Raw genomic sequence first — 17,410 nt, 5'->3', positions numbered from 1 at the left:
GGCGAAACAAATGGCAGGAGGACGTAGAGGTGGACGTAGACGTCGTAAGGTGTGCTACTTCACAGCAAACGGAATTACACATATCGATTTCAAAGATGTTGATCTTCTTAAGAAATTCGTATCTGAACGTGGTAAGATTCTTCCACGTCGTGTAACTGGAACGAACGCTAAGTACCAACGTAAGTTGACTCGTGCGATCAAACGCGCTCGTACAATGGCATTACTTCCATACGTTACTGGTGAATAATATCATCTATCTAAAAGCAGCAGAGACTTGTCTCTGTTGCTTTTTTTCTTTGTTTTTTGAATGAAGATCTTTTAAAAGCAACGGGAACACTAAGTGATCCAAGTGTTGGCCGCAATATTAGAAAGGGTGATCCGGATACATAGCCATTCTTTATCTACTGCGTATACTCCTTTTTAAACTGAGTGCATACTAGAGTAGATGAAACAAGAGTAGCATGTTGAAGGGTCTCCCTCTTTTTTAAAATGAAGTGAATTAACATTGATCGTTATTGATATTCACAATTTGGTACAGGTTTTGGAGAAAGTGGCACAACAAAGTTAAAAGACAGCCATTAAAGTAGGCCTGTTGCCATCGGATAAGAACCCCTAGATGAAATCTATCTCCAAAATTGATATGATAGTGCTATTGTATGGTTTTGAATTTATCGTAAGGAGCGTTTCAATTGAAAAATCCCCGTGTTTTAACGGAAGGTGCGCTTATGCTCGCCATCTTTACTGTATTACTGTTGTTGGCTTTATATGTTCCATTTATTGGTGCACTTGCTTTTTTTGTATTGCCTCTCCCTCTTATTCTGTTTAGTTCTAAGTATTCGTTACTGAATTCTTTTTACGTATTGATCGGATCGTTAGGGTTATCCTTCTTGTTTGGAGGGCTCATTGCATTGCCTGTTGCCTTCATGGTAGCGACGACAGGGGTCGTGATTGGCTGGTGTGTGAAAGCGAAAGTAGATAAAATGAGGCTGTTTATGGCATCAAGTCTCACACTTGTCATCAATATTGTGATGGGTTTTGTTTTTTCTATCCTATTCTTCGATGTTAATATTATAGAAGATAGCTTAGTGGAATCTAAGGCTGCCTATTATCAAATATTTGAGCAGCTTGGTCAGGAACCTGACAAGAGGCTGATAGAAAGCCTGGAAAGCTCGATTGACCTTATACAGACGCTAATGCCTACCTTGTTCTTGGGGATCGCTGTCGTAATGGCCCTGTTGTTTATGCTGATCAACTTCCCCATCATGAAGCGCTTGGGGAGAGATGTGCCGGTATTCAAGCCATTCAGGGAATGGAAGCTTCCTAAGAGTATTCTTTGGTATTATTTAATTACCCTGGTACTATCCATGATCCTGCAGCCGGAGAAAGGAACGTATGCCTACACGGCCCTTCTTAATGTCCTTTATGTATTGCAAACATTGATGGCGGTTCAAGGACTATCTTTCCTCTATTTTTTCGCTCATATAAAAGGATGGTCAAAAGGTATTTTGGTATTAATTACAATCATTTCGTTTCCACTTCTTTATCTCGTGCGAATTTTAGGTATAATTGACTTAGGATTTGATCTAAGACAACGCCTACAACGTAAGTCATAGAAATTTAAGTTCCAGGAGCTGAAATCATGCCATCTTATTTTAATAAGCGAATGATCCGCTACCCATTGTACGGTCTTGCTATATTAACAGCTCTATTGTTAGTATCGGTTTCCTTTTACCAATGGATCATTTCGTTAATTGGGTTGATTGTCTTTGGAATCGTGTATTTTCTCGCATTCTATTTCGAGAGAAGATCGCACGATGAAACAGAGGAATATATCTCCACACTATCCTATCGTGTAAAGCGTGTAGGAGAAGAGGCGTTAATGGAGATGCCCATTGGGATCATGCTGATCAATGATGAATATTACATAGAATGGACAAATCCTTTTCTAGCCTCATGTTTCAATGAAGACACAGTCGTTGGAAGATCTTTGTACGATGTGGCAGAGTCCCTTGTCCCATTAATCAAACAAGAAGTGGATTCAGAAATTGTAACGATTAATGAGAGGAAGTATCATGTCGTATTGAAGCTCAAAGAAAAACTGCTTTATTTCTTTGATGTCACGGAACAAAAAGAAATAGAAAAGCAATATCATGATGAACGCACGAATATCGGAATCATCTTTCTGGATAACTATGATGAATTAACGCAAGGGATGGACGACCAAACGAGAAGCAGTTTAAATAGTTTAGTGACGTCCATTCTGAATAAGTGGGCAAAGGAATATGGCGTGTTCTTGAAGCGGGTTTCTTCTGAGAGGTTCATAGCCGTCATTAATGAGAAGATCCTTCAAGTATTGGAGAAGGAAAAGTTCGGGATATTGGATGATGTCCGGGATACTACGTCCAAGCAAAATGTTCCACTGACTTTAAGCATTGGAGTGGGGACTGGGGTTTCTTCCCTTCCTGAACTGGGCACCCTGGCCCAATCAAGCTTGGATCTGGCGTTAGGTCGCGGTGGAGATCAGGTGGCCATTAAGCAAACCAATGGGAAGGTTAAATTCTATGGTGGAAAAACCAATCCTATGGAAAAACGTACGCGGGTACGTGCAAGAGTCATCTCCCACGCCCTTAAGGAAATTATGATCGAAAGTGATAAGGTCATCATCATGGGACATAAACATCCTGATATGGATGCCATCGGGGCGGCCATCGGGATCCGGAAAGTGGCTCAAATGAATCAGCGTGAAGGATACGTTGTCTTAAACTTTAATGAAATCGATAATGGAGTGAAACGACTGATGAAGGAGATCAAAGCAAATTCCGATCTTCATTCCCGATTCATCACTCCGGAGGAAGCGCTCGAAATGGCTACAGAGGATACGCTGCTTGTGGTCGTTGATACACACAAACCTTCCCTGGTCATTGAAGAAAGGCTTTTAAATAAAATGGATAAAGTCGTGGTCATCGATCATCATCGACGTGGCGAAGACTTTATTAAAAACCCATTACTTGTTTATATGGAACCATATGCTTCTTCCACAGCTGAGCTTGTGACGGAGCTATTGGAATATCAGCCTAAACATGAAAAAATCACGATGCTTGAAGCCACTTCCCTGCTGGCAGGAATCATTGTCGATACGAAGAGCTTTACGCTTCGAACGGGATCGAGAACATTTGATGCGGCTTCCTATTTAAGGGCACAAGGGGCTGACACCGTGTTAGTCCAAAAGTTCCTGAAAGAGGATGTCGAGACCTATATTAAACGTTCGAGGTTAATTGAATCGGTTAAATTTTTCCGTGAAGGGGTTGCGATTGCGAAAGCAGAGGGTGACGTCATTTATGATCCTGTCCTGATTGCACAGGCAGCGGATACATTATTAACAATGGATGAAGTCATTGCTTCCTTTGTCATCTCCAAGCGGGATCCTGAAACAGTTGGGATCAGCGCCCGATCATTAGGGGACGTGAACGTACAAATTATTATGGAAAACTTAAACGGTGGAGGTCATTTAACGAACGCCGCTACTCAAATAAAACAAGTATCTGTACTGGAAGCCGAGGAACAGCTGAAGGAAGCATTAAGTGATTATTTTGAAGGGAGAAAAGAGATATGAAAGTAATTTTCTTAAAAGACGTTAAAGGTAAAGGAAAAAAAGGAGAAGTGAAAAACGTAGCAGATGGCTATGCACATAACTTCTTATTAAAAAAAGGCTTAGCCGTTGAAGCGACAAATGCAAACATGGGACAGCTTGAGGGTCAAAAGAAGAAAGAAAAACAACTGGCTCAAGAAGAATTAGAAGAAGCCAAAAAATTAAAAGCGACACTGGAAGAAATCACAGTTGAAATGAAAGCGAAATCCGGTGAAGGTGGTCGATTATTCGGTTCAATCACGAGCAAGCAGATTGCCGATGCGTTGAAAAAGGCACATGACATCAAAATCGATAAACGTAAAATTGAAATGAACGATGCCATTCGTGCCCTGGGCTATACGAATGTCCCTGTGAAGCTGCACACGGACGTTTCAGCAACCTTAAAGGTACATGTAACAGAAGAATAAGATTTTTTCAGAGGAAATATACGAAATTTGGTAACTTCATTTTGAGAAAAACATGTTAAAATGAATATAGCTTGATAACAAATGTGATCTGGATACTATCCCGATCACATTTTTTCGGTAGGACTAAATTCTTATTTTCATATATAGCAAAGTATTAACTTTGACGCAGGCAGCAGATGCCTATTAACGTCGCGAAGCCCCTTCGCAGTTTGAAATGGAGGTTATGCATAGATGAATGAAGTGTTCCAGGACCGGGTTCCACCTCAGAACATTGAGGCTGAACAAGCAGTATTAGGTGCGATTTTCTTAGAGCCCAGCGCATTGACGACCACCTCAGAAATATTGATTCCAGAAGATTTTTATCGTCATTCTCATCAAAAAATATACAATGTCATGCTGAATTTGGGAGACGGGGGAAAAGCCGTTGACTTAATCACGGTGACAGAAGAACTGGCAGCTGCGAAAGAGCTTGAAGATGTTGGCGGAGTCGCTTATTTAAGTGAGCTTGCAGCCTCTGTCCCCACCGCTGCGAATATAGAATATTACGCAAAGATTGTGGAAGAAAAATCATTACTTCGAAGATTGATCCGTACAGCGACAGATATCGCATCTGACGGCTATGCAAGGGAGGATGAAGTCGACAGCCTTCTGAGTGAAGCGGAAAAAAATATCATGGAAGTAGCCCAGCGGAAGAATGCAGGTGCCTTTCATAATATTAAAGATGTACTTGTGCGGACCTATGATAATATCGAAACCTTAACGAATCGCAAGGGTGACGTAACAGGGATTTCAACGGGGTTTGCCGACCTTGATCATATGACGGCAGGTTTCCAGCGAAATGACTTGATTATTGTGGGTGCCCGACCTTCCATGGGTAAAACAGCCTTCGCCCTGAATATCGCTCAGAACGTGGCAGTAAAGGCGAAAGAAAACGTAGCCATATTCTCCCTGGAGATGGGAGCCGAGCAGCTCGTAATGCGTATGCTGTGTGCAGAAGGCAATATTAATGCCCAAAATCTCCGTACAGGTGATTTAACCGACGAAGACTGGAGAAAGCTTACGATGGCGATGGGAAGCCTCTCCAATGCCGGGATTTACATCGATGATACACCTGGTATCAAAGTGGGGGAAATCCGTTCCAAATGCCGGCGTCTCGCTCAGGAGCATGGTCTTGGAATGATCCTCATCGACTACTTGCAGCTCATCCAGGGTAGCGGCCGTTCAGGGGAAAACCGTCAGCAGGAGGTATCTGAAATCTCCCGTTCATTGAAAGGACTGGCTCGTGAACTTCAAGTACCGGTCATCGCTTTATCCCAGCTCTCCCGTGGTGTGGAGCAGCGCCAGGATAAGCGTCCGATGATGTCTGATATTCGTGAATCAGGAAGTATCGAGCAGGATGCGGATATCGTGGCTTTCTTATACCGTGAAGATTACTATGACAAAGAAGCGGAAAACAAAAACATTATCGAAATCATCATTGCCAAGCAACGTAACGGCCCAGTTGGAAATGTGTCCCTTGCGTTTGTGAAGGAATACAATAAATTCGTGAACCTGGAGCGGCGATTTGACGACGCCCCGGCTTAATAGAAAAAATCCAAGCCCTGCTGGTGCAGGTGCTTGGATTTTTTGTTGTTATAGGATCGTTGCATGCTGGTGAGCATGAAGTCTGGTGAAAATCCCGTCTTCCCTTGAAAGGAGCTCTTCATGAGTACCATCTTCAGCGATGCCGTTTTCGGTGACGACGAGGATGCGGTCCGCTTTACGGATTGTCGCCAATCGATGGGCTATGACAAGGGTGGTCCGGTCTTTCGCCAGTTCATTTAAAGCCTCTTGGATAATCGCTTCCGTTTCCGTATCCAGTGCGGAAGTGGCTTCATCCAGAATCAAGATGCGTGGATTCTTCAGGAACATGCGGGCGATGGATAAGCGCTGCTTTTGACCACCTGACAGCTTCAATCCTCTTTCCCCGATTTGAGTATCATATCCGTCTGGAAGGGATGCAATGAGATCGGTCAGATGAGCACGTCTCGTCGCTTCTTCAATTTCTTTCTGGGTGGCATCAAGCTTACCATAGGCAATGTTTTCCCGAAGCGTTCCCGTAAATAAGAATACATCCTGCTGGACGATTCCGATTTGAGCACGCAGGGATTCCTTCGTCATCTCCCTGATATCGATGCCATCAATGGTGATGGCTCCTTTCTCTATATCATAGAAACGTGGAATCAGTGAGCAGATCGTTGTTTTTCCGGCACCTGAAGGACCGACAAAAGCCACTGTCTGCCCTGATTGTATGGTAAAGGATAAATCCCTTAGAATAGGGCGATCCGGCTCATACCCAAAGGTCACCTCATTAAAAGCAATATCTCCTCTTAAAGCAGGCACTTCTATAGCATGTGGGCGATTTTCAATATCCGGCTCCATATCCATAAGCTCAGTGAACCGCTTGAAACCGGCCATCCCCTTTGGATACAACTCAAGGAGTGCGGAAATTTTGTCGATTGGTTTAAAGAGGACATTGATATAAAGAATAAAGGCTACAAGTTCCCCATAAGAGAGGACTCCTGAAAAACTTAACCAAGCTCCATACACCAAGATAATCAAGGTCATCAATCGAGTGGTAATGTAGATACCGGATAAATTCACGCTCATCACGTTATAGGCTTTCAATTTGGATTTGCGGAAGAATTGATTATTTTCATTGAAGCGTTCCATTTCATATTGCTCGTTAGTGAATGATTGAACCACCCGCGCCCCTGAAACACTGTCTTCAACGCGACTGTTGACATCTGCGATATTTCCGTACATTTTCGTCCATGCCGCATTCATTTTAATATTTGAATACGAAATCAGCCATACGAGGAACGGAACAATGATGATCGCCACAAGGGCAAGCTCCATATTAATGGTAATCATGATCCAAAATGCACCGATGAAAGTCATGACCGCGATGAACAGATCTTCAGGTCCGTGATGGGCAAGTTCCCCTATGTCCATCAGGTCGTTTGTCACCCGACTCATAATATGACCCGTTTTCGTATTATCAAAAAAGCGGAAAGATTGCCGTTGAACATGGTGAAACAATTCCCGTCTCATATCCGTTTCGATATTGATCCCGAGCTTATGTCCCCAATAGTTTACAACGAATTGCATACTCGAACTGAGTAAATACAGAACAAGAAGACCGGCAGATACAGCTAAAATGGTACTCCAGTTTCCATCAGGCAAAAGGGAGTCAATAAACCACGATACCGCCATGGGAAATCCTAATTCTAAAAGTCCGACCAACACCGCACAGGCAAAATCAATGTAAAAAAGCCGCCGATGAGGCCTGTAATAGCCAAAGAATCGTCTAATCATGAAATCGTCACCTCGGTATTCAATTGTATGTAAAATTCAAAATGCTTATTTAAGATTAGCAAAAGTTTCTAAATTGCGCTATTTTAATTTGATTAAAAATTATTGAACCAGAGGTTTCTACAACAAAATCCCGAATTTATACGAACATAAATATAATTACCTATATAAACGTTCGTGTTTTCATTGACTTTCCTTTTTAGTGTTGATAAAATGAGTTTGTTTGATAAAAGAGGGAATACTAATTCCCGTCGGAGGTGCTTAATATGTCTTCAGTAGTAGTAGTAGGTACGCAATGGGGAGACGAAGGAAAAGGAAAGATCACTGACTTCCTTTCTGAACATGCAGAAGTTATCGCGCGTTACCAAGGTGGGAACAACGCGGGTCATACAATTAAGTTTGACGGTGAAACATATAAATTACACTTAATTCCATCAGGTATTTTCTATAACGAAAAAACATCCGTTATCGGAAACGGGATGGTTGTCGATCCTAAAGCTCTTGTGAAAGAGTTAAAGTATCTTCACGATCGCGATGTGAAAACAGACAACCTAAGAATCAGCAACCGTGCACATGTGATTCTTCCATATCACTTAAAGCTTGATGAAATTGATGAAGAACGTAAAGGTGCCAATAAAATCGGTACAACGAAAAAAGGAATCGGTCCTGCTTATATGGATAAAGCAGCACGTGTCGGAATCCGTATCGCAGATCTTCTGGATCGTCAATCTTTCGAAGAAAAGCTTGCCCGTAACCTGGAAGAGAAAAACCGCCTTTTCGAAAAATTCTATGAAACAGAAGGCTTCAACATTGAAGATATTCTGGATGAGTACTATGAGTACGGTCAACAAATCAAGCACTATGTTGTGGACACATCCGTAGTATTGAACGATGCCATTGATAACGGTCGCCGCGTTCTATTTGAAGGAGCTCAAGGGGTTATGCTTGATATCGATCAAGGTACATATCCATTTGTTACTTCTTCTAACCCGGTAGCCGGTGGAGTAACGATCGGTTCTGGAGTAGGCCCTACAAAAATCAACCACGTAGTTGGAGTATCAAAAGCATACACAACCCGCGTTGGGGACGGACCTTTCCCTACGGAACTTACGAACGAAATCGGAGACAAAATCCGTGAAGTAGGACGTGAGTATGGAACAACGACCGGACGCCCTCGCCGTGTAGGCTGGTTTGACAGTGTGGTTGTACGCCATGCCCGTCGTGTCAGTGGTTTAACAGATCTTTCATTAAATTCCATCGATGTATTAACTGGAATCGAGAAATTAAAAATCTGTGTAGCATACAAATACAAAGGTGAAGTCATGGAAGAATTCCCGGCTAACCTGAACATCCTTGCTGAATGTGAACCTGTTTATGAAGAGCTTCCAGGCTGGGAAGAAGACATTACAGGATGTAAGACGCTAACTGATCTGCCAGAGAACGCCCGTCACTACTTAGAGCGCGTATCTCAATTAACGGGTATTCCTCTTTCCATCTTCTCAGTTGGACCGGACCGCTCTCAAACAAATGTTGTTCGCAGCGTATGGAGCCCGAATTAATAAAAAAATAAAAACTCTTAGCGGCTCATGAGCTGCTAAGAGTTTTTTTGATGAAACAGTGCGTAAACTCCTTTTTATTGAGATAATTGTTCATACACTCTGTCATGACATACGACATAAAGAACGTCATCAGCATGCAGTTCCCGGTTCATGGCATCAGTGAAATCCATATTATCATTCACGGCGAGGAGAATAGCTCCCTTTTCCAGCAGCTCCTCAGAAGCCTGCTTGATGGTTTTCCAATTCTCTTTTACTCTGAATTCGTGAATATTATTGCCGTATCGTTTACTGAGCAATTGCCTGAATAAATTTGTCGTTCCTGGATGAAGTGTTGCTTTTGCCATCAATAGGGAAACAGAATCATTGGATAAAATAAAATCCTCAACGGCAATATGCTGGAATTTTGGAATATGACGATCTTCAGACACTTCCACGATTGTGTGAACTTCTTTCTGATGAGTCTTCGATAAACCTTCAACGGCAGACGCAATCAATAATGTTTTTCCATCGATAAGGGAAGGGTCTTCGATCTTTGAATCCGAGAAGATCGCCACTCGTTTCGCCTCGAAGATATTGGCTTTCAGTAATACACTTTCATCTGACGGGTCACCTTGAATAAAATGAACCTGCTCATGCTCCATTGGTGTAACGGGAAGCATATCAATAAGAACAATCTCCGCATCTGGCACATGCGCAAGGATTTCTTCAATGGCTCTCTCCGTTTTCTTCGACCAATTGATGTAGATATAATGATCTTCATATGTATACACTAACTTTCCCTCCCTTTTGAATTTCTGAAATGTGGTAATGGAATCAACGGTTTTACTGATCAACACCCCAATAATCCCGATCCCAAAGATAAACAGGAAGATTCCCAACAACCGCCCTCCCACCGAAACGGGAAAATAATCTCCGTATCCGACAGTGGTCAAGGTGGTCATCGTCCACCAGAACCCATCAAAAAGCGTAGGAAATGTCTCAGGCTCCAAAAAATGGCTGCCAAAGGTTCCAAACAGGACAATAATCAGGGATAATAGAAGAATGAAACCAAAGTCCATCTTCGTAATCTGTTTCCAGATCCTTTGGAATATAATCATACATACCCTCCTTACAAAAAAATCATAGTTCAATAATACCAATGTATTCCTGGGAAATGAAACCTTTTCCTCATTGGTTCGTATATTTAAAAGAAATCATATCCTTCGGAAGCAGGGGGCTGGAGTTGAAAAATGAAACAACCGGTACTGGAATATCGTTTAAGAAAAGGGAATGACACATATGAAGCGATCTATCATTACCCTGATATTGAATTAGAACAAATCCTGGCAAGAAGAGAATGCGAGTTTTTTGTGAAAGAAGGAGTGACATATCGTCAGCTTTCTTCAGCTATTGAAGGGAATCGATTCATACTATATGTAGAAGTGTATGAAGAAGAACCCGTAAAAGATCCTTTGTTCCCACCTGAAGGATTAATACTGGAAATTCGCGAACTGAATTCACGAAGCAATCATCCCATTGTAAAAATAGAACACTATGATTATCATCTCGATATTCTAAGTGTCATCGGTTCTGTTTACTATTATATAGATGGAGTGGAGTGGGAACGGGATTCTGCTGAAATCGATGAGGATCGCTACGTGTATATATTATATGTAAAAACAACGGGCTATAAGCTAGAGGAGGAAAGACAATGAACAAAACAAAGAAAATGATGGCCGGGGTAGTCGCATCCGTCATGGCGATATCAGTAACCGGCTGTGGGAATCAGGATCTTCCACCAGAACCGACGGATGTTGACTGTGACGACTGGGATTGGGATGACGAAAGCGGCACGTATTATTGTGATGACGACCGTTCCCCTCACTTTGGCTATTTTTGGTTTGCTGGAAGAATGTTTAAAAATAAATCCAGTCTAAAAAATTACTCAGGCTATAAATCGTACTCTAAGAGCTACAAATCAGGGATCGGAAGCGGCTCTAAAGGCGGATTCGGAGGATAATCATGACAGCCTCTCACCGCGAAACAAGAAACTCTTTCTATCAGCGTATTCCGGAATTTTGGCATGATTTATATGACATGGAGTATTCGTTATTGGATATTAAAATAGAATCACGTGACACTGTTTTTGCGATTCAAGAAGCATCCAAACGAGTTTTCTCCATTTATAGTAAAACAGCGGATCTGCTTCGTGAGCTGGAGGATGAGACCCTTCTTGAGCTGGGTTTTCCAAATGAATCCCTGTCCTATATAAGGTTTAAATCCATTCCTCAAGAGTGCATTGTCGGCCGGTTTGACTTCGTTGCAAGCGGAGGGGAAATCAAGCTATTAGAGTTCAATAGCGACACCCCCACCTTCATCAAAGAGCTATATCATGTGAATGAAAAGGTTTGTCAGTATTTTGGATGTTCAAATCCCAATGAGGGATTCGAGGCAGTATTAGCACAAGAGCTGAAGCGCGCACTCTTATCTTCCTGGAAGTCATTGCAAAGGGAAGGCGAACCTAAGATCGTCTTCACTTCCCACCAGGATCACGAAGAGGACCACCTGACAACAAAGTATTTACAGAAGCTTTCAGGCGTACCGTCAGAATATGTGAGCCTGGATCTGCTGCAGATTCGAGAGGACGGTCTTTATACTCCTCAAGGGGATCGGATCGATGTATTGTACCGCCCGACGTATCCTATTGAACATCTCATTGATGATAAGGATCCACTTACAGAAGAATATGTAGGCTTGGATTTGATGAGAATGGTATTGGAAAAAAAGCTTGCCATCTTGAATCCTCCCTCCGCTTTTTTACTCCAGTCTAAAGGAGTTCAAGCACTTATATGGGGTCTTCATGAAGCATGTAGTTCCTTCTATACAGATGAGGAACATCAATGGATCGAACGATACTTTCTTCCAACCTACTTAGAATCTGATCACTTCGAGGAGAATGGCATCACCTATGTTCAAAAGCCTGCATTTGGCCGTGAAGGAGATACGGTCAAAATCATTGAAGCGACAGGTAAAATCCTTTTAGAAGATAAAAAAGAAACCTATAAGCAGACCCTTCCAGTATTCCAACAATTTATCCCTCTGCCTGTTGCGGAGATTAAGACGGATGAAGGAATAAAGGATGCAAGCATGATGGTCGGCAGTTTTATTATTAATGGTAAGGCCGGTGCTGTCGGAATACGAGCCGGTAACGCCATCACCGATAACGAATCATACTTTCTGCCTGTAGGATTACAGGAGAAATAAAAAGGAGAGAAACTCATGCAAATCTTAACAAGTGAAGCCCTACTAAGCTTTCTGGCCCACGTCGGAACCGGACTTGGACTGATGATCCTCGGAATCACCGTTTTCGCCTTTACTACCAAATTTTCAGAAGCTACCTTAATCAGGGAAGGAAACATTGCCGTTGCCCTCAAACTATGGGGAAAAGCCATCGGACTCGCTATTGTCATCTACACGGTCTGGGCAAACAGCTTTAATTTACTCGACGCCTTTATCTGGGGACTCATCGGAATCGCGACTCAAGTCATTGCCTATTGGATCATCGAGTACGTCCTGACACCGAAGACGAATTTAGCGAAGAAAGTGGAAGAAGGCAATATTGCCATCGGATTCAGCCTATTCTCTGCTGCGATTGTAGTGGGATTGATTGTGGCTGCTAGTTTGACTTATTGAGGGTTGATTTGATATGGAGACCTGCTGTTGGAGCGCTGGTGTGGTGCTTTGGTGGCGGGTCTTTTTTACGTATTGTGGATGGTTTGCAAGGTGTGAGATGCCAGGCAGAATGTTCTTGGGAATTAGAGCGTATTCCGTCTGAAATAGAGGGAGAAATGAAAGTCGATAACAAAAGTGTGAAAGTCGATAATATATCACCAAAGTCGATAATATATGAGTAGAAGTCGATAATATATTTGAAAAGTCGATAATATATTTTATCTACCTGGGAAAAGCTGTTGAAATTCAACTCTTAAGCAGGACTTTTAAAATAAATGAAGAAGTAATTAGGAATAAATCTAAGATTGGAGTGATGAAATGAATGTTAACGAGCGAAAAGTACCACTCAAACTGTTAAAACTAGAAGCAATATTAGGGCGTTTACAAAAAGACTATCCTAAAATCCCCTTTATTAAGGAAAACCTCGCAAAAATTCAAGCAGGCTACAATGGTGAAAAAGCGATTGACTACCAATTGGGTTACCTGCCTCCTAAAGACTACTTCATTTTCCATGATATCCGCCTTAAAGTGAATGGTCGTTTCTTCCAGATTGACACACTCATTTCGACCAATCGATATATATTAATATTGGAAGTGAAAAATATAGCCGGGGCAGTAAGGTTCGATACTATATTCAATCAATTCATTCAAACAAAAAACGGTATAGAAATTGCTTTACCTGATCCGGTTCTTCAGATAAACAGGCAACAATATCAATTTAAAGAATGGATCCAAAAGAATAACCTGCCTCTCATTCCCATAAATGGGTTGGTAGTTATAAGTAATCCCCAAACGGTTATAAGTACAAATAATGAAGCGTTGAGCAAAAAGGTAATTCACGCAGCCTCACTCCCCAATAAAATCACTCAACTCCACAATCACTTCCATAATCAAATAATTTCAGATAAAGAACTTAGAAAAACTATCAGGTTAATTAATAAGGGAAATACCCCACTAAACACTTCTATACTAGATACCTATAAAATAAGTAAAAATGATATTTTACCCGGAGTCATTTGTAAAGAATGTGACCATCTCCCACTAATAAGAGAGTTTGGATATTGGAGCTGTCCAAATTGCAGGAAAAGGTCAAAAAACGGTCATATAGAAGCTTTAAAAGACTACTACTTATTATTGGGAGAGGAGATAACAAGCTGCCAATTAAGAGAATTTCTATTAATATCTTCGCCTTCCCTCGCAACTAGATTAATAAAAACTGCAAATCCTTATGTACAACCAGTTGGTACTAACAAAGGCAGGATCTATAAACTGAATTTTGATCTAATCTAAACGAATCAGGGGAAATGCGCTTGCCCAACAAAGCGCATTTCCCCATAATTATTCCCCAAGAAATAATTTTCGACAAAAAAAACAAAAAAACTGTTGCCCTCGACATTCACACTATGATAATATTAATTTCGTTGTCACGAAAGCGGCTTTGATCAAGCTTGCTAATCGTGTTTATATATATACTTAGAGCCATTAGCTCAGTTGGTAGAGCATCTGACTTTTAATCAGAGGGTCGAAGGTTCGAGTCCTTCATGGCTCACCATTTTTTCTTTACATGGCCCATTGGTCAAGCGGTTAAGACACCGCCCTTTCACGGCGGTAACACGGGTTCGAATCCCGTATGGGTCATTATTATTTTTTTGAAGTGAGATTGATAGTTTAAGTGATGTAACTTCATTAAAATATTATGCTAGAAAGTTATTTTACTATCGCAATTCAAGGAAAAATATTTTGCTAGCGCAAGGCAATGAAAGTTATTTTGCTAAAGCAAAAAACTCTGGTCCGGTAGTTCAGTTGGTTAGAATGCCTGCCTGTCACGCAGGAGGTCGCGGGTTCGAGTCCCGTCCGGACCGCCATTTACATATTTAGTTCTTTAAACGATATGGCTCAGTAGCTCAGTTGGTAGAGCAATGGACTGAAAATCCATGTGTCGGCGGTTCGATTCCGTCCTGAGCCATCTTACAAAAAGTACTGCGACGACTTTGACTCTCGTAGTACTTTTTTATTTGCCTTTGTAACACCAATGTAACAATACACAATCGTTTTTCTCTAAATTCTACCATGATTGTTTCAACGACTAATCCATCTTTAGACCCACGCAATTCCCACTGTGACGCCAAAAAACAGTCAAAGCGCTTTCATTGTTCACTCATTAATTATACAGTTTTATTACAATCCTGATTCCATGTCCCGGATTTCGTCGAATTATGGTAAATTAGTAAAGTACGAATTTTATAGAATTTTACTAAATTAGGCTTAATGAACTACCGTAACTGGGATTTTTGCTTTAGTTTATAGGAGGCAAGTCAATGAGTTTTGGAGAGAAATTATCACCCATTTTAGAAAAATATAAAAAACTTAATATTCGACATAGATCTAATCAATTTGTAAAAAGAGTAGGGATCACTACGCTCGCTCTTTCGACTTTGACATTTTCATCGGCGGCAGCGAATACAGGATCGGATGAAGATTTGCAAACGATCTATCATGTATACATGGGTAGTGAGTATGTAGGAGCTGTTACAAACCAGGAGGAAGTACAATCAGTCCTGGATGAGAAGCTGACTGAAGCGAAGAAGGAGTACACTGATTATCAGGTGGATTTTAATGAAGAAGTAACATACATACCTGAGAATGTGTTTACTGCTACGAAGACGAATAATCAAAAAGTAATGGAAAGCCTGAATAAATCAGTATCAGTCGAAGCTAATGCTTTTGCTTTAGTTGTTAATGATAAACCGATTGCTTATGTAAAAGACGAAAAGGCTGCTGAAGAAGCTTTAAAGTCTTTTAAGCTGAACTATGTTTCTGAAGAAGAGCTAGAGGAATTAGAAGCTAAGGAAAATGATTCCTCATCAGATCCTTTACCCGACTTAAAAGAAAATGAAACACGTTTATTAGAAGTTTCTTTTAAAGAAAAGGTAGAGATGAAGAAGACGCAAGTGGAGCCGGAAGAAATGATGTCTTCTGAAGAAGCTGCGGATCTTCTTAAGAAGGGTACGTTAGAAGAGAAGAAATATAAGGTTCAAGAAGGTGATGCTCTTGGTACGATTGCAGAAGAGCACCAGTTAACCACAGGTAAGTTGCTGGAATTAAACTCAGAGCTGAAAAAAGATGATGCTCTTAAAGTCGGTTCCGAGTTAAATGTGACCGTTTATGAACCCCTTGTCCATGTACTTGTCAAGAAAGAGGCACACAAGATCGAAAAGATTGCCTATGAGAAAGAAGTGGTAGAAGACTCTTCCATGAATAAAGGCGATACGAAAGTGAAGCAGGAAGGTCAAGAAGGCGAGAAATCCGTTACGTTTGAAACGACAGAAGTGAACGGTTCACACATCGAGAAAAATGTAAAAGAAGAGAAGAAACTGAAAGATCCAGTGAAATATATTGTCATTAAAGGAACAAAAGCCACTCCATCAAGGGGATCGGGAAACTTTGCATGGCCGACGAATGGCGGCTACATTTCCTCTAAACAAGGACCAAGATGGGGGAAAATTCACAAAGGGATCGACATCGCGCGACCAAGTGATCCTACCATTAAATCTGTAGATAACGGAAGAGTCGTTTCTGCCGGTTGGGACGATGGCGGTTACGGAAATAAAGTTGTCATTGATCATGGAAATGGGTATAAAACCATTTATGCTCATCTGGACTCGATTTCTGTTTCAGCTGGTCAAACGGTAGAAAGAGGCCAGAAGATCGGTATCATGGGTACAACTGGTGAATCGACCGGTGTCCACCTGCATATCGAAGTTTACAAAAATGGATCTCTTATCAATCCATTAGATGTACTGTAATTGTATATAGGTAATCAAGCATGGGACTGACACAATCATTTTATTTGTCAGTCCCCTTTGTTATATTTAGATTGTAGTCAAAAAGAAATGAAATAAAGGTTATGATAGAGTTAAAGATGAATTAATATGGAGATAGTGATAAATTTAAAGGAAGAATCCAATAATAATCACAACTTTATATGATACATTACTTTTTTCTAAAGGAGATCAATTGACATGGAAAAGAAAATTTTAGTCGTTGACGATGAGAAACCGATTGCAGATATACTACAGTTTAATTTGAAAAAAGAAGGCTATGAAGTGCACTGTGCGTACGATGGGGACGAAGCGGTAAAGATGGCGGAAGAAATTAAGCCGGATCTTGTCCTTCTTGATATTATGCTTCCAAATCGTGATGGGATGGAAGTGTGCCGTGAAATCAGGAAAAAGTATGAAATGCCTATCATCATGTTGACAGCGAAAGACTCGGAAATTGACAAGGTATTGGGATTAGAGCTTGGAGCCGATGATTATGTGACGAAACCGTTCAGTACCCGCGAGCTCATCGCCCGGGTAAAAGCGAATCTGCGCCGTCATCAGCAGGGTGCACAGCAAAATGTTGAAGATGAGAACAATGAAATTACCGTTGGTTCTTTAACCATTCATCCTGATGCGTATGTTGTATCTAAAAGAGGGGAAACGATTGAGCTGACACATCGTGAGTTTGAGCTTCTTCATTATTTAGCGAAGCATATTGGACAAGTGATGACCCGTGAACATTTACTTCAAACTGTTTGGGGGTATGATTACTACGGAGATGTACGTACAGTCGATGTTACCGTCAGACGTCTTCGCGAGAAAATTGAAGACAACCCAAGTCACCCTACCTGGATCGTAACACGTAGAGGAGTCGGGTATTACTTACGAAATCCTGAACAGGAGTAA

At 41.3% G+C, this 17,410-nt stretch carries 15 protein-coding genes and 4 tRNA genes; 17 read left to right on the top strand and 2 right to left on the bottom strand.

The window, feature by feature from the left end; translation table 11 throughout:
- Positions 1 to 10: 10 nt before the first annotated feature.
- The 5 genes from rpsR to dnaB all read left to right on the top strand — a co-directional run bounded on the left by rpsR (position 11) and on the right by dnaB (position 5,640).
- Complete coding sequence (rpsR, locus tag ACCB35_RS22240) at positions 11 to 247, top strand: 30S ribosomal protein S18 (RefSeq protein WP_034764780.1); 237 nt, start codon at positions 11 to 13, stop codon at positions 245 to 247.
- A gap of 442 nt (positions 248 to 689) precedes the next feature.
- Positions 690 to 1,613 (top strand): YybS family protein, encoded by a 924-nt coding sequence (locus tag ACCB35_RS22235; RefSeq protein ID WP_374055334.1) that lies wholly within the window; start codon positions 690 to 692, stop codon positions 1,611 to 1,613.
- A gap of 26 nt (positions 1,614 to 1,639) precedes the next feature.
- On the top strand, positions 1,640 to 3,613 hold the full coding sequence (locus tag ACCB35_RS22230; RefSeq protein ID WP_044340262.1) for a DHH family phosphoesterase: 1,974 nt from the start codon (positions 1,640 to 1,642) through the stop codon (positions 3,611 to 3,613).
- Entirely contained in the window at positions 3,610 to 4,056 is a 447-nt protein-coding gene (rplI, locus tag ACCB35_RS22225) for a 50S ribosomal protein L9 (protein WP_044340261.1), read from the top strand. Before ACCB35_RS22230 ends, rplI begins: the two co-directional genes overlap by 4 nt.
- Positions 4,057 to 4,287: 231 nt before the next feature.
- Positions 4,288 to 5,640 carry a replicative DNA helicase gene (gene dnaB, locus ACCB35_RS22220; RefSeq protein WP_044340260.1) on the top strand — a complete coding sequence of 451 codons (1,353 nt, stop codon included), beginning with the start codon at positions 4,288 to 4,290 and terminating at the stop codon, positions 5,638 to 5,640.
- Positions 5,641 to 5,688: 48 nt separating this feature from the next.
- On the opposite strand, the gene ACCB35_RS22215 is transcribed toward dnaB, so the two are convergent.
- Positions 5,689 to 7,413 carry an ABC transporter ATP-binding protein gene (locus ACCB35_RS22215; protein ID WP_374055333.1) on the bottom strand — a complete coding sequence of 575 codons (1,725 nt, stop codon included), beginning with the start codon at positions 7,411 to 7,413 and terminating at the stop codon, positions 5,689 to 5,691.
- A 263-nt stretch (positions 7,414 to 7,676) separates the two neighbouring features.
- Between ACCB35_RS22215 and ACCB35_RS22210 the strand changes: the two genes are divergently transcribed.
- Positions 7,677 to 8,969, top strand: a complete 1,293-nt coding sequence (locus ACCB35_RS22210; protein ID WP_044340258.1) for an adenylosuccinate synthase — start codon at positions 7,677 to 7,679, stop codon at positions 8,967 to 8,969.
- 74 nt (positions 8,970 to 9,043) lie between these two features.
- Here ACCB35_RS22210 and ACCB35_RS22205 read toward each other — a convergent pair whose 3' ends face one another.
- Positions 9,044 to 10,066, bottom strand: a complete 1,023-nt coding sequence (locus ACCB35_RS22205) for a TrkA family potassium uptake protein (protein WP_044340257.1) — start codon at positions 10,064 to 10,066, stop codon at positions 9,044 to 9,046.
- A 132-nt stretch (positions 10,067 to 10,198) separates the two neighbouring features.
- Here ACCB35_RS22205 and ACCB35_RS22200 point away from each other — a divergent pair, with 132 nt between their 5' ends.
- The 11 genes from ACCB35_RS22200 (at position 10,199) to yycF (ending at position 17,410) form a co-directional block, all read left to right on the top strand.
- Entirely contained in the window at positions 10,199 to 10,663 is a 465-nt protein-coding gene (locus ACCB35_RS22200; RefSeq protein ID WP_374055332.1) for a hypothetical protein, read from the top strand.
- Positions 10,660 to 10,968 (top strand): lipoprotein, encoded by a 309-nt coding sequence (locus ACCB35_RS22195; protein WP_044340255.1) that lies wholly within the window; start codon positions 10,660 to 10,662, stop codon positions 10,966 to 10,968. Before ACCB35_RS22200 ends, ACCB35_RS22195 begins: the two co-directional genes overlap by 4 nt.
- A 2-nt stretch (positions 10,969 to 10,970) precedes the next feature.
- A complete protein-coding gene (locus ACCB35_RS22190; RefSeq protein WP_374055331.1) occupies positions 10,971 to 12,212 on the top strand; it encodes a glutathionylspermidine synthase family protein in 1,242 nt (413 codons plus the stop codon).
- A gap of 15 nt (positions 12,213 to 12,227) precedes the next feature.
- Positions 12,228 to 12,641, top strand: a complete 414-nt coding sequence (locus tag ACCB35_RS22185; protein WP_044340253.1) for a DUF350 domain-containing protein — start codon at positions 12,228 to 12,230, stop codon at positions 12,639 to 12,641.
- Positions 12,642 to 12,998: 357 nt separating this feature from the next.
- Complete coding sequence (locus ACCB35_RS22180) at positions 12,999 to 13,970, top strand: nuclease-related domain-containing protein (protein WP_374055330.1); 972 nt, start codon at positions 12,999 to 13,001, stop codon at positions 13,968 to 13,970.
- Between the two features lie 186 nt (positions 13,971 to 14,156).
- Positions 14,157 to 14,232, top strand: a tRNA-Lys gene (locus tag ACCB35_RS22175).
- Positions 14,233 to 14,246: 14 nt separating this feature from the next.
- Positions 14,247 to 14,318, top strand: a tRNA-Glu gene (locus ACCB35_RS22170).
- A gap of 150 nt (positions 14,319 to 14,468) precedes the next feature.
- Positions 14,469 to 14,545 (top strand) — tRNA-Asp (locus tag ACCB35_RS22165).
- 28 nt (positions 14,546 to 14,573) lie between these two features.
- A tRNA-Phe gene (locus tag ACCB35_RS22160) sits at positions 14,574 to 14,646 on the top strand.
- 352 nt (positions 14,647 to 14,998) lie between these two features.
- A complete protein-coding gene (locus tag ACCB35_RS22155) occupies positions 14,999 to 16,486 on the top strand; it encodes a peptidoglycan DD-metalloendopeptidase family protein (protein WP_374055329.1) in 1,488 nt (495 codons plus the stop codon).
- A gap of 216 nt (positions 16,487 to 16,702) precedes the next feature.
- Positions 16,703 to 17,410: a response regulator YycF gene (gene yycF, locus ACCB35_RS22150; RefSeq protein WP_044340251.1), complete on the top strand. Its 708-nt coding sequence runs from the start codon at positions 16,703 to 16,705 to the stop codon at positions 17,408 to 17,410.

This window comes from Rossellomorea sp. FM04394, from assembly GCF_041889765.1.
Classification (GTDB): Bacteria; Bacillota; Bacilli; order Bacillales; family Bacillaceae_B; genus Rossellomorea; species Rossellomorea aquimaris_B.
Note: the sequence above shows the minus strand (reverse complement) of the source record. Positions and strands in the feature narration are given on the sequence as shown.